Consider the following 14,766-nt stretch of genomic DNA (forward strand, 5'->3'; position numbering starts at 1 on the left):
AAAAATCAAGGAGGTTGGTTATGGAAAAAATAATTAAAGAAGGCTTGACTTTTGATGATGTTCTACTGGTACCAGCTGAATCAAATGTAGTTCCCAAAGAGGTAAGTACAAGATCTAAACTGACTGATGAAATTTATCTCAACACCCCGATCATTTCTGCAGGAATGGACACGGTTACAGAAGGTGATATGGCAATTGCAATGGCCAGAGAAGGTGGTCTCGGTGTTATTCATAAGAACATGCCGATTGAAGTTCAGGCTGCAGAGGTTGACCGGGTAAAACGTTCTGAAAGTGGAGTTATCGTTGATCCTTTCTTTTTAACTCCGGATGCTCTGATTGAAGAAGCGGAAGCTTTGATGTCGAAATATCATATTTCTGGAGTGCCAATTGTGGATAAAGACGAAAAACTGCTCGGGATTTTAACTAATAGAGACCTTCGTTTTGTAGAGGATTATAAGCGTCCTGTTTCGGAAGTCATGACAGATGAAAAACTGGTTACTGCTCCGGTTGGAACTGATCTGGAGGGAGCCAAAGAGCAGCTGAGAAAACATAAAATCGAAAAATTGCCGATTGTAGATGAGGATGGTGTTTTAAGAGGGTTAATTACTATCAAAGATATAGAAAAGGCAAAACAGTATCCGCTGGCTTCTAAAGATCAGCAGGGAAGATTGCTGGCTGCAGCAGCTGTAGGTACAGGCAATGATACAGACGAGAGAGTGGCCGCTTTAGTTGAGGCTGGAGTTGATATTCTTGTTATTGATACAGCACATGGACATTCGCAAAATGTACTGAATGTTGTTGAGGCTATTAAAAGCCGGTATCCAGAACTACCTGTTGTTGCTGGTAATGTAGCAACAGCTGAGGCGACAGAGGCTTTAATTAAAGCTGGAACTGATGTAGTTAAGGTGGGGATTGGTCCTGGTTCAATTTGTACTACTAGAGTTGTGGCCGGTGTTGGTGTACCTCAGATCACGGCAATCAATGATGCTGCAGAGGTAGCTAAAAAACATGGCAAAACAATTATTGCTGATGGTGGTATTAAATATTCGGGAGATATTGTTAAAGCTATCTCTGCTGGTGCCAATACAGTAATGATTGGAAGTTTGCTTGCCGGTACAGAAGAAAGCCCGGGAGAATTAGAGATTTATAAGGGCAGAAGTTACAAAGTTTACCGTGGTATGGGCTCAGTTGGTGCTATGAAAAAAGGAAGTAAGGATCGTTATTTTCAGGAAGATGAGACAGAAGCGGAGAAGTTTGTGCCTGAAGGAATTGAAGGAAGGGTACCTTATAAAGGAACTCTGGGCGAAACTATTTATCAGCTGCTGGGTGGTTTAAAGTCTGGTATGGGTTATTGTGGAACTCCAGATATTGATTCTCTGATCAATGATTCTCAGATGATCAGAATTTCTGCAGCAGGTTTACGCGAGAGCCATCCTCATGATGTAAAAGTAACTAAAGAAGCTCCAAATTACAGTGTTGATTAAGTAATAAAATTTATATTAACCAATTAACAAATAGATAAAAATCGCTCTCTGCATTTTAGCAGAGAGTTTTTGTTTTTTACAAATAATTTTAAGTAATTATCAGAGCTTAAAAGGCTTTGTTGCTAATTTTACAGACATCAAAGCTAAATAGTATTAAGATTATACCTGTAAGTTAAAAAGAGCCAAAACAAATTTGCTTTAAAATGATAATAATTATTATGCTATCAAAGTTTACAACGGGGGGAATTAAAATGAGCGATAAAAATAGACAGGAAGAGAACTTAATTATTATTGGTGGTGGACCTGGTGGTCTATCTGCTTCTATTTATGCTGCGCGTAATGGGGTAGCTCCACTGGTCTTAAATGGTCCTGAGCCGGGTGGACAGATTACAACAACTTCAGAACTTGAAAATTATCCTGGTTTTCCGGAACCAATAGGTGGTTTTGAATTAACTCAAAAGATGACAGAACAGGCCGAGAATTTCGGGGTGCGCCTTGAATATGAGAGTGCCGAAGAGGTTGATTTTTCTGGAGATAAGTTTATTGTTCAAACAGAAGCTGGAGAATATATTGCCGATTCAATTATTATTGCTACCGGTGCTGAACCTAAAACTCTGGGTCTTGATAAAGAAGATAGTCTCCGCGGTAATGGTGTTTCTTATTGTGCGACCTGTGATGCAGCATTCTTTAAAAATAAAGAAGTTGCCATTGTAGGTGGTGGAGATACAGCATTATGGGAGTCAACATTCTTATCCAAATTTGCTTCTAAAGTTTATATTCTACATCGACGCGATAAATTTAGAGGTGCAAAGATCCTTGGTGATCGGGTAAAAGCTAAAGAGAATATAGAGATTCTCTGGGATACCGAGGTTAAAAGTCTTAAAGGTGAAAAGAAACTGGAAGGTCTCCGCATTTTCAACAATAAAACTAATGAAGAAAGAGATCTTAATGTAGACGGACTATTTGTTGCTATTGGTCATCATCCCAGGACAGAGTGCCTGAACGGACAGATCGAGCTTGATGATTATGGTTATATTGTAACAGATAAAAAACAGCACACTAATGTGCCGGGAGTTTTTGCCTGTGGAGATGTGCAGGATCCGGATTACAGACAGGTGGTAATTGCGGCCGGTTCTGGTGCCAAAGCAGCCATTGAAGCTTCAGAATATATCGAAGAAAAGGAAGATGCCTTTCCAGCCAGAGAGGTTAAAATGAAAAATATGTCAGCTGAATCTGATTCTGAAGATAAAGCTGCTGGTGAAAAAGAAGAAGGAAGTTTAAATTTAAGCTTGAGTCTGGATTAAATCAACAAAAAAGGATAAATATTTAGGATAACATTTAAACCGACAGGCATTCCTGGAAAGATTGAGGATGTCGAGTCGGTTTTTTTATTAAAATTATTAAAAGTTTCTAATCAAGGAATAAATCTACTCCGGAGCTTGATTGCATTAAACAGGGGATTATTATATAATTATACTATAAATAAGATTATTTTAACAAAGCTTAGAGAGGGGCTGGCAGTTTTGGCAGAAGGTTTTTTTATTACATTTGAAGGTATTGAGGGCTCGGGAAAAACAACTCAGATTAATCTACTTGCGGGTTATCTGCAGAAAAAGGGTTATGATGTTTTAGTTAGCCGGGAACCAGGAGGAACACCTCTAGGTGAAAAAATCAGACAGCTGCTTTTGGATCCTCAGTATGATTCAATGGATTACAGAACGGAGATTCTTCTATATGCCGCTGATAGAGCCCAGCATGTTAAAGAAAAGATAAAACCTGCTTTAGAGCAGGGGAAAATTGTGATTTCCGATAGATTTGTAGATTCAAATCTGGCCTATCAGGCTGCAGGAAGAGGTCTTGATTATGATATGGTTTATCAGATTAATGACTGGGTAATTGATTCTACCTGGCCTGACCTAACTTTTATTTTGGATATAGATATTAAAGAAGGTTTAAAAAGAGCCAGAGCTATGAGCCTTGATGAGGCAGGAGACAGACTGGAGAGAGAGGTAGATGATTTCCACCAGCGAGTTCGGGATGCTTATCTTGAGATGGCAGAGTCTAATAGATTTGCCCTGGTAGATGCGGGCGGAACTGAAGCTGAAGTCCAGAATGATATAAAAAAAATTATCGCCAGGAGGTTATTCTAATGGAAAAAAGAGCAAAAACAGGTAAAACAGTTAAGATGGTAGTGGCTGTGGTCCACGATCATGATGCAGCTGATCTTTTGGAAGCACTGACAACAGCCGGTTTTCAGGCAACAAAAATGGCATCAACAGGTGGGTTTTTAAGAGAAGGTAATACTACCTTTATGATTGGTTCAGATGAGGAACATGTGGAAGAAGTTCTGGATATTATCAAGGAAAATTGTGAGTCGAGAAAAAAGACTGTGGCACCAATGTCACCTGTTGCAAATTCATTAGAAGGATATTATTCTTTCCCCATGGAAATTAAAATTGGAGGAGCAACTGTCTTTATTATTGATGTAGAGCAGTTTATTAAGATGTAGTTTACTAATGAGATTTATTAATTATTTATTTTGTTTTGAATTTCAATTTTTATCTTTAAGTTATTAGCTTAAAAAAATCAATAGCTCAAAAAGATATTCACAGTAATTTTAAAGGAGTTTTTAAATGAGTTTTAACTCAGTTATTGGACAGAAAGAAGCAGTAGAAATACTGCAGGATGAAATAAAAAATGAACGAATTAGCCATGCCTATCTTTTTTCAGCCAGAGAAGGCAGCGGCAAATCAAAACTGGCTTTTGAATTTGCAAAGGCCAGTTTTTGTGAGGAAGCTGAAGCTGACAGCTGTGGTAGCTGTATCAACTGCCGCAAAATGGATCACAAAAACCATCCTGATTATAAAGTGATCTCTGTGCTGGAAGGTAAAAGCGCAATTTCAATTGACCAGATTAGAGAATTGAAAAAGGAAATTGCTTATAAGCCTTATGATAGTGATCATAAAATTTATATAATAGAAGCAGCTGAAAAAATGACAAAAGAAGCAGCTAACTCGCTTCTAAAAACTCTGGAGGAGCCACCTTCTTTTGCTACTATAATACTGCTGGTTGAGGATAGTGGCAAACTGCTGCCGACAATTGTCTCTCGCTGTCAGCAGATTAAACTGCGCAATGTAGACCAAAAAAAGATTAAAAATATACTCCTGGATAAAGGTTTGAGTCAGGAAAAAGCAGAAATTATCAGCCTGACAGCAGCTGGAAGTCCGGGACGAGCTTTAGAAATTATAGAAATTGATGATTATTTTGAACAGCGACAGCTGATTTATGATTTTTTGAAAAATATAAAAAGCAAAAATACGATAGAAATATTTAAGATTACTGAAAAAATCAGTTCACTGCTTAAAGCTGATTTTCCCTGTTTTGATTTGCTATCAGACTGGTATCGCGATATAATGATGATTAAACAGGATTATCTGGAAGCAGTGATTAATAAAGACTATTTTGAGGAATTAAAAGGGCTTGCTGCAGAGCTGAGCCTGCAGGGTTTGATCAGTGATTTAGAACTAATAGCTCAGAGTGAAAAGTATATTGAACGCAATATTCGAGAAGAACTTAGTCTGGAAGTCTTATTTTTCAAACTGCGCCAGCCTGATCAAGAATAGATAAATGAGGTGTGTATTTTAATGAAGACGGTAGTTGGAGTGAGTTTTAAAAAAGCCGGAAAAATCTATTATTTTGATCCTGGTGATTTAGAGATAAAAACCGGCGATTATGTAATAGTGGAGACTGCCCGGGGTATAGAATATGCCGAAGTAGTTGTTGGAAAAAAGGAAATCTCAGATGATGAAATAGTTGCGCCTTTAAAGGATGTTATCAGAAAGGCGACTTTAAAAGATAGAGATAGACATGAGAAAAATTTAGAACTGGAAACAGAAGCTTTCGATATTTGTCTGGATAAAATTGATAAGCACGGACTGCCGATGAAATTAATTGATGTAGAGTATACCTTTGATCACAATAAGATTATATTTTACTTTACAGCAGATGGCAGAGTTGATTTTAGAGAATTAGTTAAGGATCTGGCATCTGTTTTTAAAACAAGAATTGAACTGCGTCAGATTGGGGTTCGGGATGAGGCTAAAATGCTGGGTGGACTGGGTCCCTGTGGACTTCCGGTTTGCTGTGCAACTTTTTTGCGTGATTTTCAGCCAATTTCGATTAAAATGGCTAAAAAACAGGATTTATCACTAAATCCTTCCAAAATATCAGGTCTCTGTGGCCGCTTAATGTGCTGCCTGCGCTATGAATCTCAAACTTATAAAACTCTAAAGAAACTGATGCCCAATGTTGGCGAAAAAATTGAACTCGAAATGGGCAAAGGAAAAGTTGTAGATCGCAATCTGGTTAAGCATACAGTGGAAGTCGATATTGGAACAGAAGAAAATATAGAAGTGGATGTAGATGATCTGGATGAATATGATTTAGATTAAATGGAAAGGAAGGAAATTTAATGGATCAGGAAATATTAAGCAGCCTTGCCCATTTTCAGGAACAGATCGAGGCACTTTCCCTCCGTTTTCATAAACTTAAAGATATTACCTATAAATTATATCAGGAGAATGAAGAACTGCAGCGGGAAAATGAAGAATTAAGATCTCTTCTTTTTAAAGATCAGGAAGAGGCCGAAGAGGCTGTGGTGGAAAAAGAAGGTTACAGTAATTTGATTCATATTTATGATGAAGGTTATCATGTCTGTCCTTTAAGTTTTGGAGAAAAAAGAAAAGGAGACTGTCTTTTTTGTTTAAATCTGCTGGAAAACCAGGGTAAGGAGAAATAATTGATGGAAGAGATTCATTATTTAATTGAAAATGAGCTCGAAATTATACAGGATGATAGATTTTTTAAATTCGGGACTGATTCTGTACTTTTAGCAAATTTTGTGGAACTCCGTCGAGGAGATAAAGTAATTGATCTTGGTACAGGCAGTGGTGTAATTCCACTGCTTTTAGCATATAAAAATGAGGATCTAGAATTAACAGGAGTAGAAATCCAGGCTGAAGCAGCTGATTTGGCAAGAAGGAATGTGGAATTTAATCAGTTAGAGAATCAAATTAAGATTATAAATGAAGATCTCTGTCAGCTGGAAGGAGTCTTTGAAGCTGGTTCTTTTGACGCAGTAGTTTCTAATCCTCCCTATCTGCCGGTCCAGGCCGGGAAGATGAAGGAAAATGATTTTGTGGCAGCTGCCAGGCATGAGATTTATGCTGAGCTGGAGGATGTTGTAGCAGAAGCCGCCAGACTTTTAAAGTATGGAGGACATTTTTTTCTTGTTCACAGGGCGGAAAGATTGACAGAAGTTATAGAAACTCTGGCCAGGCACAACTGTCAGGCAAAGGAGCTGCGGCTGGTGCAGGCCCGGATTGACAGTGAGGCTGATATTTTTTTGCTTAAGGCTAAAAAGGGAGCTAATCCTGGTTTGCGGGTTAAACCAGTGTTGATAATTTATCAGGAACAGAGCAGTGAATATACCAGGGAGTTAAAAGATATTTATGGATTATAACAATTTACAGGAGGAATTTTTTTGTGTGCAGCAAAGCTATATTTATGTGGAACCCCAATTGGTAATTTAGATGATGTTAGTCAGCGGCTGCTGGATACTCTAAAAAACGTTGATCTGATTGCCTGTGAGGATACACGTCGAAGCCAGAAACTTTTAAATTATTTTTCTATCAAAAAAAAGATGCTCAGCTACCACGAGCATAACGAGCAAGAAAGAAGTAAAGAGCTGATTCAGTTTTTAAAAGAAGGGAAAGAAATTGCTTTGATCAGTGATGCCGGCATGCCTGGAGTTTCAGATCCAGGAGAAATTCTGGTTAAAAAAGCAGTAGCAGCCGGTATTGAGGTTGTTCCTATTCCCGGTCCCAGTGCTTTTTTAGCTGCACTGGTGGTTTCCGGACTTGATATCTCTTCTTTTTCTTTTAAAGCCTTTATTCCCCGCTCTGGTAAAAAAAGGCAGCAATTTTTAGAGGAGCTGGCACTATCCCGGGATACTACAGCATTTTATGAATCACCATACAGACTTAAAGACACACTAAAAGATCTCTGTCAGTTCAGCCAGGAACTGGCTTCACGCCAGGCGCTTGTTGCTAGAGAAATAACCAAAATGCATGAGCAAAAATACTATGGAAGTGTGGCCGAACTGGAAGAAGCACTGAGAGATCAGGAGATCAAAGGCGAAATCGTTGTAGTTATTGCTGGTCGCAGTCAGGTTGAGCAGGAAAATGAAGGTTGGGAAGATTTAAGTATTCTGGAACATCTTAAACTTTTAATAGAGAGTGGGATGACCAAAAAACAGGCAATAAAAAAGGTTGCAAAGTTAAGAGATCTGCCCAAGAGTGAGGTTTACAAAGAAGCAGTGGTCATTTCGGTCGATAAAAATAAATTTGAATAAATTTTAGTACAATTTTTAAAAACAATTAAGCCAAAAGATTCATGATTAAATTTGGAAAGGATGATCAATTTTGAGTAGAGACACCTATTATGTAACAACACCAATTTACTATCCAAGTGATAAATTACATATCGGTCATGCCTATACAACAGTGGCTGCCGACACAATTGCCCGCTATAAGAAGATGCAGGGCTATGACACCATGTTTTTAACTGGATCTGATGAGCATGGTCAAAAAATAGAACGTAAGGCTCAGGAGGCGGGTAAAGAACCGAAAGAGTATGTGGATCAGATTGTAGCTACTTTTAAGGATTTATGGGATAAACTGGATATTGATTATGACTACTTTATTCGTACTACCGAAGAGCGTCACGAAAAAGTAGTGCAGAAAATTTTCAAAAAACTTTATGATAAGGGAGACATTTATAAGGGTAATTATGAGGGCTGGTACTGTACTCCCTGTGAGGCTTTCTGGACTGAGAGACAGCTGGAGGAAGAGAATGGAGAAAAAGTTTGCCCTGACTGTCATCGCCCGGTAGAATGGGTAGAAGAAGAGAGCTATTTCTTTAAAATGAGCAAATATGCAGATCGCCTTTTAGAACATATTAAAACTCATCCAGAATTTATAGAACCAGAATCAAGACGTAATGAGATGATTAATTTTATCGAAAACGGACTAGATGATTTAAGTGTCTCAAGAACTACTTTTGACTGGGGAGTTCCAGTTCCGATTGATGAAGACCATGTAATTTATGTCTGGATTGATGCCTTGAGCAACTATATTACTGCAATTGGCTATGAGACAGATCAGGAGAAATTTGAACATTACTGGCCTGCTGATCTGCATCTTGTTGGCAAGGATATCCTTCGTTTCCACACAGTTATCTGGCCCATTATATTAATGGCGTTAGAACTTGATCTGCCTGAGCAGGTATTTGGTCATGGCTGGCTTTTAAGTGAAACAGGAAAGATGTCAAAATCTAAGGGTAATGTGGTTGATCCTGTTGTTTTAATCAATGACTTTGGCAAAGATGCTATTCGCTATTACCTGCTGCGTGAGGTTGCCTTTGGTACAGATGGTAAATATTCTACAGAGGCTCTGATTCAACGGATTAATTCTGATCTGGCAAATGATCTGGGTAATCTATTAAATAGAACAGTTTCTATGGTAGAACAGTACTTCGATAGTGAAATTCCTAAACCAGGAGCAGAGGAAGCAGTGGACAAAGAATTAATCGATCTGGCTGCTCAGACGAAAAAAGAAGTAGAAGCTGAAATGGAAGAATTAAAATATACTGCTGCACTGGAAAAAATATGGAATTTTGTGCGCAGAACAAATAAATATATTGATCAAACAACCCCCTGGATTCTGGCCAGAGAGGAAGAAAAAAGAGAAAGACTGAAGACTGTACTCTATAATTTGCTTGAATCTTTAAGAATTACAGCCGTGATGTTAAAGCCATTTTTAATAGAAGCACCATATAAAATGGGGGAGCAGCTCGGCCAACTGGCAGCAATAGAAGCTGCTGACTGGGAAGCGGCTAATTGGGGTGCTTTAAAAACTGGAGTTAAAGTTTATAATGGGGAACCTATGTTTCCAAGGATAGATTTAGAAGAATATTTTGAAAAAATTGAAAGTCGCAAAAAAGAGAATGAAATTGAAAAGAATGAGGAGGTAAATGATTTGGATTTAGTTGATATTAAAGATAGAATTACTTTCGAAGAATTTATGGATGCGGATATTCGAGTTGCTGAAATTTTAGAAGCAGAAAAAATTGAAGGCAGCAATAAACTGTTAAAATTAAAAGTGGATATTGGTCTGGAAGAAAGACAGTTAGTAGCTGGAATTGCAAAGCATTTTGCTGCTGAGGATGTAATTGGACGCAAAATTTTAATTGTTGCTAATCTGGAACCTGCTACAATTTTCGGGGTTAAATCAGAGGGTATGATTCTGGCAGCTTCTGATCCAGAAGGAAATATGGTCCTGTCAACAGTAAGTTCTGATATCGCAAATGGAAGTCAGGTAAAATAATTATTAAAATGGGAGGAATGAACAGTGAAAAATAGAGAGAACATACCTAAGGCCACAATTGAGAGGCTCCCTTTATACTACAGATGCCTTGATAAGATGGATACTTTTGAAGATGTCGAGGTGGTTTCATCTAAAGACCTGGGAGGTAAACTGGATATCCCTTCAACTCAGGTACGTAAAGATCTTTCTTATTATGGAGAGTTTGGCCGCCGTGGAGTTGGCTATAATGTTAATGAATTAAAAAAATCTGTTGGTAAAATCCTTGGAGTTGACCGGGTCTGGCCGGCAATTTTAGTTGGTGCTGGTAATCTGGGGAGAGCTCTTGTTAATTATAAAAGTTTTGCCATGATGGGCTTTGAAATTGCACATGTGCTTGATAATGATCTCGATAAGATCGGTAATGTGATCAATGACCGCGAGGTAAAGAGTGCTCAGGATATGGAAAAAATAGTTAAAGAAAATGATATTAAACTGGGAGTAATTGCTGTTCCAAGTTCGGCAGCTCAGGAAGTTGCTGACCAGATGATTGAAGCTGGTATTAAAGCCATCTGGAACTTTGCTCCAACCAGACTTTATGTACCGGATGAGGTTGAAGTAAAAAATGAAGACCTGGCAGTTGGAATAGTTTCTTTAATTTATCATTTAAGCTGGCAGGAAGAAATGGAAGCAAAGGGTGAATAAATTGTGAGGATCGAAACAGCGGTTTTATCCAGTGGCAGCAAAGGTAATTCTACCTATATCAGGGCCGGCAAGTACTCAGTTTTAATTGATGCCGGTTTGAGTGGTAAGGGCCTGGAAGAACGAATGGCTGCTCTGGACCTTGATCCAGCCAGTCTGGATGCTTTATTGATTACTCATGAACATAAAGATCATATTAAAGGAGTGGGGATAATGTCCCGCCGTTATGATCTTCCTATTTATGCTAATGATGGTACCTGGGGAGGAGCCGAGTCTGATCTTGGTAAAATCGCCCCTGAAAATAGGAGAGTTTTTACTGGAGATTTTATGATTGGGGACCTTAGTTTTTCGCCTTATGCGATTTCTCATGATGCTTCTCAACCTGTAGGTTATGTCTGCCGGATTGCTAATAAAAAGATTGTACTTGCTACTGATACAGGTGTGATGAATGAAGAGATTATTGGGAAAATAAAGGGAGCAGATTTTTTTGTGCTGGAATCAAATCATGATCTGGAGATGCTGATGACTGGAAAGTATCCCTATTTTTTAAAAAATAGGATTAAAGGGATAGAAGGTCATCTTTCCAATGATGATACGGCCGCTTTACTTCCCAAATTGATTAAGGATAATTTTCCTACAGTTGTGCTGGCACATTTAAGTGAGGAAAATAATAACCCAAAGGTTGCCTATATTACAGTCAATAATGCTCTTAAGGAAGCAGGTTTAAAAGTCGGACGAGATTTGCGAATGGGCTGTGCCGCTCAGGATAAAACAACTCCTCTTTTTCGACTGGATAAAAAAACAGAAGAAAAGGAATTATTCTAATGATAGAAATTAATTTAATGACAGTTGGTAATCTCAAATCTTCTTTTTTGGAACCTGGAATTGAGGAATTCAAAAAGAGATTAAATCGTTACTGTGACCTAAATATCATTGAGCTTAAGGACGAACTTGTGCCGAAAAATCCTTCTCAGAAAGATATTGCAGCATTACAGGCTCTGGAAGGTGAGCGAATAGTTAAAAGTCTTCCGGAAAGAACCTATGTTTTCGCTCTTGATGTTAAGGGAAAACCAATGACTTCTACCGGTTTTGCAAAGTCACTTAATAATCTGCAGGTTAGAGGTTACAGTTCTTTTACTTTTATTATCGGTGGTGCCACAGGACTTAGCGATTTTGTGCTTCAGCAAGCTGATTACAGATTTTCTCTATCACATATGACCTTTACTCATCAGATGATTCGTTTGCTTCTGCTGGAACAAATTTATCGTGCCTTTAAAATTAATAACAATGAACCTTATCATTTATAAGTAAATATAAAATTAACTTTTATCAAAAAGGTATCTGTATCCTGGCAGGTGCCTTTTTCTGGTTTTTCAGATTGAATAAAGGGTTTCATAATTTTCTGCTGAAATATAGAAACAATTTTTATTTTTGGAGTTAAGATTAAAAAGTATAGTTTTAATTCGGAAACTGCATAATTGAGGAGGATAAATTTACAGTGTTAGCTAATCAAATTAAGGCAAAATGGATTTCACGCTATGACTATAAAGCGGGCTGGTCTTTTAACGAGCATTATCATTCTTATTTTCAAATTATATATATCATATCTGGTTCGGGTAGTTTTTATTATAAAAATATAAAAAAAGAAGCAGTTAGTGATAAATTATTTTTAATTGCCCCTGGAGAAAGCCATAAATTAATTGCTGACCAGCAAATCACTTTAAAAACTCTGGACATAAAATTTGACATTAACACTACTCAATTTTCTGACCGGCTAAAAAAGGCTGCCGGAGAGTATAGTGGTCTTAATCAAATTAAAAATTTATTAGAAGTAATCTGGAATGAAGGAAGAAAAAAGCAGGCTTTTTATCAGGAAATAAACAGCAGTATTTTGCTGCAAATTTTATTAAAGATTTTAAGGAAATTTTCTCTAGAGAATAGTAGTAAAAATATAAAATCTGGCAGCTGGGATTTAGAAAAGAACATTGAAAATCAGGTCTGTAAAAGTTTTATTAATTATGTAGAGGATAATTTTAAGAAAGATTTATTTTTAAAAGATATAGCTTCAGAGCTTGGATATAATCAAAGTTATATCTGTCAGTGTTTTAAAGAATGTTATGATTTAACTCCAATGAATTTTCTGTATAAATTTAGGATTAAAAAATCAGCTGAATTATTAAAAAAAACTGATAAAAGTTTGGCTGAAATTGCCAGAGAAACCGGATTTAAAACAGTCCATCATTTTAATAGAACTTTTAATAAATATCAGGGGAAACCACCTGGGGAATTCAGAAAGGAATACTTATTGGCTGTTAGAAAAGATATATATTTAGCTGACGATTTCGTTAATAAAGACAGACTGCAGAAATAAACTAAATTTTAGACAAAACTTTTATAACTCTGTCTAAATAAAATCAGTAAAATATTAAATATAATAAAGTTAGAGAAGAGATTAGGACTTAACTATTAAAGAAATTTGGTTATATTTAATCATTAAAATCCAATTTAGACAGAGGAGAGTTTTAAATGAAATTATTTGATTTAACAGGCAAAAAAGCCTTAGTAACAGGAGGAAGTCGTGGTTTAGGACTTGGGATAGCAGAAGGTTTATTAGAAGCTGGGGCGGAAGTTATAATTACAGGGGTTTCCAACAGGGTTTTAGATACAGCATCTGAGTTAAAAAAACAGGGGTATCAGGTTACTGGAATCAGCTTTGATTTAAGTAATCGAGATCAAATAGAAAAATCATTTAAGAAAGTTATGAAAATATTTGATGACCAGATTGATATTTTGGTAAATAATGCCGGAATTCAGCGTAGACACAGAGCAGAAAAGTTTCCTCTTAAGGACTGGGATGATGTTCTGGAGGTTAATTTAAATGCTGTTTTTATTTTATCACAGCTGGCTGCAACTGAAATGCTTAAAAATGGAGGAGGAAAAATAATAAATATTGCTTCACTATTAAGTTTTTTTGGTGGCTATACTGTTCCTGCGTATGCAGCCAGTAAAGGTGGAGTTGCTCAATTAACCAAGGCTCTTGCTAATGAATGGACGGCTAAAGGAATCAATGTTAACGCAGTTGCCCCCGGTTATATGGATACCGAAATGAATACGGCTCTGGTAAATGATGAGGAACGAAATAAACTTATAATGTCCAGAATTCCAGCTGGACGCTGGGGTAAAGCAGAAGATATGAAGGGCGCAGCAATTTTTCTTGCTTCGGCAGCCTCAGATTATCTCAGTGGAGCCGTAATTCCTGTAGACGGGGGTTATTTAGGTAGATAAAAATAGCTTGATTTTGTCTATAAATTTTTTATATGCAATAATTAAAAGGTGCCTGCAGACCGGAATAATAGATTTCAGTCTGAAGCACCTTTTTTAAATTTATTTTCTAGAATAGAATTCTATTACCAGCTGATCGTTAATTTCGATTGGGATTTCATCTATTTCTATTTCTGAAACCAGCTTTGATTCAAAGTTGTCAAAATTTCTTTCCAGATAGCTGATTGGACTTAAGTGTCTATCCAGAAAATTTTCTCGAAATAAATTATTCTTTCTGTATTTTTCTCTTAAAGTAATTTGATCACCAATTTTAAGCTGATAGGATGGTATATCAATTTTGCTGCCATTAACTAAAATATGACCATGAACAACCATCTGTCGGGCCTGCCTGATAGAGCGTGCAAAACCAGTTCGATAAACTAGATTATCAAGTCTTTTTTCCAATTTTTTAATTAGATTATCTCCTGTTACACCATCTTCACTGGCAGCATCTTTTACATAACGGCTGAATTTTTTTTCCATCAGTCCGTAATATGCACGCAGACGCTGTTTTTCCAGCAGCTGCTGACCATAATTTGATAACTTTTTATTTGCTCTGTTAAAGCTTCCATCTGCTCTTTTCATTGCCTTTGGATGTCCATAAATATTGACACCCAACCTTCTTGATTCTTTAAATCTTGGACCACGTTTTCTGGCCAATTTAAATATCCTCCTTATTAATAACTATTAGCCGCGGTTATTAATCCATAGTAATCTTATCAACTTTAAAACATAAATTATAGTTCCTATTTAACAATTTAATATTTTTTTGGATAATCAAATTTTTACAGTAAATAGATTTACAAAGGTGGACCGGATGTAATATAATAAAATATAGG

At 36.9% G+C, this 14,766-nt stretch carries 16 protein-coding genes; 15 read left to right on the forward strand and 1 reads right to left on the reverse strand.

Translation table 11 applies throughout. From position 1 onward, the window contains the following. The first annotated feature begins 20 nt into the window (after positions 1-20). The 15 genes from guaB to BW929_RS04270 all read left to right on the forward strand — a co-directional run bounded on the left by guaB (position 21) and on the right by BW929_RS04270 (position 13,891). Entirely contained in the window at positions 21-1,484 is a 1,464-nt protein-coding gene (gene guaB, locus BW929_RS04200) for an IMP dehydrogenase (protein WP_076544134.1), read from the forward strand. Between the two features lie 251 nt (positions 1,485-1,735). After that, positions 1,736-2,788, forward strand: coding sequence for a thioredoxin-disulfide reductase (trxB, locus tag BW929_RS04205; RefSeq protein WP_076544135.1), 1,053 nt, complete (start codon positions 1,736-1,738; stop codon positions 2,786-2,788). A gap of 219 nt (positions 2,789-3,007) precedes the next feature. Then, a complete protein-coding gene (gene tmk / locus BW929_RS04210) occupies positions 3,008-3,634 on the forward strand; it encodes a dTMP kinase (RefSeq protein ID WP_076544207.1) in 627 nt (208 codons plus the stop codon). Further along, the gene (locus tag BW929_RS04215) at positions 3,634-3,993 is read left to right on the forward strand and encodes a cyclic-di-AMP receptor (RefSeq protein WP_076544136.1); all 360 of its coding nucleotides are present in this window, start codon (positions 3,634-3,636) and stop codon (positions 3,991-3,993) included. Before tmk ends, BW929_RS04215 begins: the two co-directional genes overlap by 1 nt. A gap of 124 nt (positions 3,994-4,117) precedes the next feature. Further along, the gene (holB, locus tag BW929_RS04220) at positions 4,118-5,107 is read left to right on the forward strand and encodes a DNA polymerase III subunit delta' (RefSeq protein WP_076544137.1); all 990 of its coding nucleotides are present in this window, start codon (positions 4,118-4,120) and stop codon (positions 5,105-5,107) included. A gap of 21 nt (positions 5,108-5,128) precedes the next feature. Continuing rightward, positions 5,129-5,935 carry a PSP1 domain-containing protein gene (locus BW929_RS04225; RefSeq protein WP_076544138.1) on the forward strand — a complete coding sequence of 269 codons (807 nt, stop codon included), beginning with the start codon at positions 5,129-5,131 and terminating at the stop codon, positions 5,933-5,935. A gap of 20 nt (positions 5,936-5,955) precedes the next feature. Beyond that, a complete protein-coding gene (locus tag BW929_RS04230) occupies positions 5,956-6,282 on the forward strand; it encodes an initiation-control protein YabA (protein WP_076544139.1) in 327 nt (108 codons plus the stop codon). Positions 6,283-6,285: 3 nt separating this feature from the next. Next, the gene (locus BW929_RS04235; RefSeq protein WP_084566086.1) at positions 6,286-7,005 is read left to right on the forward strand and encodes a tRNA1(Val) (adenine(37)-N6)-methyltransferase; all 720 of its coding nucleotides are present in this window, start codon (positions 6,286-6,288) and stop codon (positions 7,003-7,005) included. 21 nt (positions 7,006-7,026) lie between these two features. Beyond that, the gene (gene rsmI / locus BW929_RS04240; protein ID WP_076544141.1) at positions 7,027-7,896 is read left to right on the forward strand and encodes a 16S rRNA (cytidine(1402)-2'-O)-methyltransferase; all 870 of its coding nucleotides are present in this window, start codon (positions 7,027-7,029) and stop codon (positions 7,894-7,896) included. A gap of 70 nt (positions 7,897-7,966) precedes the next feature. Further along, positions 7,967-9,928, forward strand: coding sequence for a methionine--tRNA ligase (gene metG / locus BW929_RS04245; protein WP_076544142.1), 1,962 nt, complete (start codon positions 7,967-7,969; stop codon positions 9,926-9,928). 24 nt (positions 9,929-9,952) lie between these two features. Continuing rightward, entirely contained in the window at positions 9,953-10,609 is a 657-nt protein-coding gene (locus BW929_RS04250; protein ID WP_076544143.1) for a redox-sensing transcriptional repressor Rex, read from the forward strand. 3 nt (positions 10,610-10,612) lie between these two features. Beyond that, positions 10,613-11,431, forward strand: a complete 819-nt coding sequence (locus tag BW929_RS04255; RefSeq protein ID WP_076544144.1) for an MBL fold metallo-hydrolase — start codon at positions 10,613-10,615, stop codon at positions 11,429-11,431. 2 nt (positions 11,432-11,433) lie between these two features. Further along, positions 11,434-11,913 carry a 23S rRNA (pseudouridine(1915)-N(3))-methyltransferase RlmH gene (rlmH, locus tag BW929_RS04260; protein ID WP_076544208.1) on the forward strand — a complete coding sequence of 160 codons (480 nt, stop codon included), beginning with the start codon at positions 11,434-11,436 and terminating at the stop codon, positions 11,911-11,913. 191 nt (positions 11,914-12,104) lie between these two features. After that, on the forward strand, positions 12,105-12,977 hold the full coding sequence (locus tag BW929_RS04265; protein WP_076544145.1) for an AraC family transcriptional regulator: 873 nt from the start codon (positions 12,105-12,107) through the stop codon (positions 12,975-12,977). Between the two features lie 155 nt (positions 12,978-13,132). Continuing rightward, positions 13,133-13,891 carry a glucose 1-dehydrogenase gene (locus BW929_RS04270; protein ID WP_076544146.1) on the forward strand — a complete coding sequence of 253 codons (759 nt, stop codon included), beginning with the start codon at positions 13,133-13,135 and terminating at the stop codon, positions 13,889-13,891. A 99-nt stretch (positions 13,892-13,990) separates the two neighbouring features. Here BW929_RS04270 and rpsD read toward each other — a convergent pair whose 3' ends face one another. Beyond that, a complete protein-coding gene (gene rpsD / locus BW929_RS04275; protein WP_076544147.1) occupies positions 13,991-14,587 on the reverse strand; it encodes a 30S ribosomal protein S4 in 597 nt (198 codons plus the stop codon). Positions 14,588-14,766: the final 179 nt, after the last annotated feature.

Source organism: Halanaerobium kushneri (assembly GCF_900156285.1).
In the GTDB taxonomy this organism is placed as follows: Bacteria; Bacillota; Halanaerobiia; order Halanaerobiales; family Halanaerobiaceae; genus Halanaerobium; species Halanaerobium kushneri.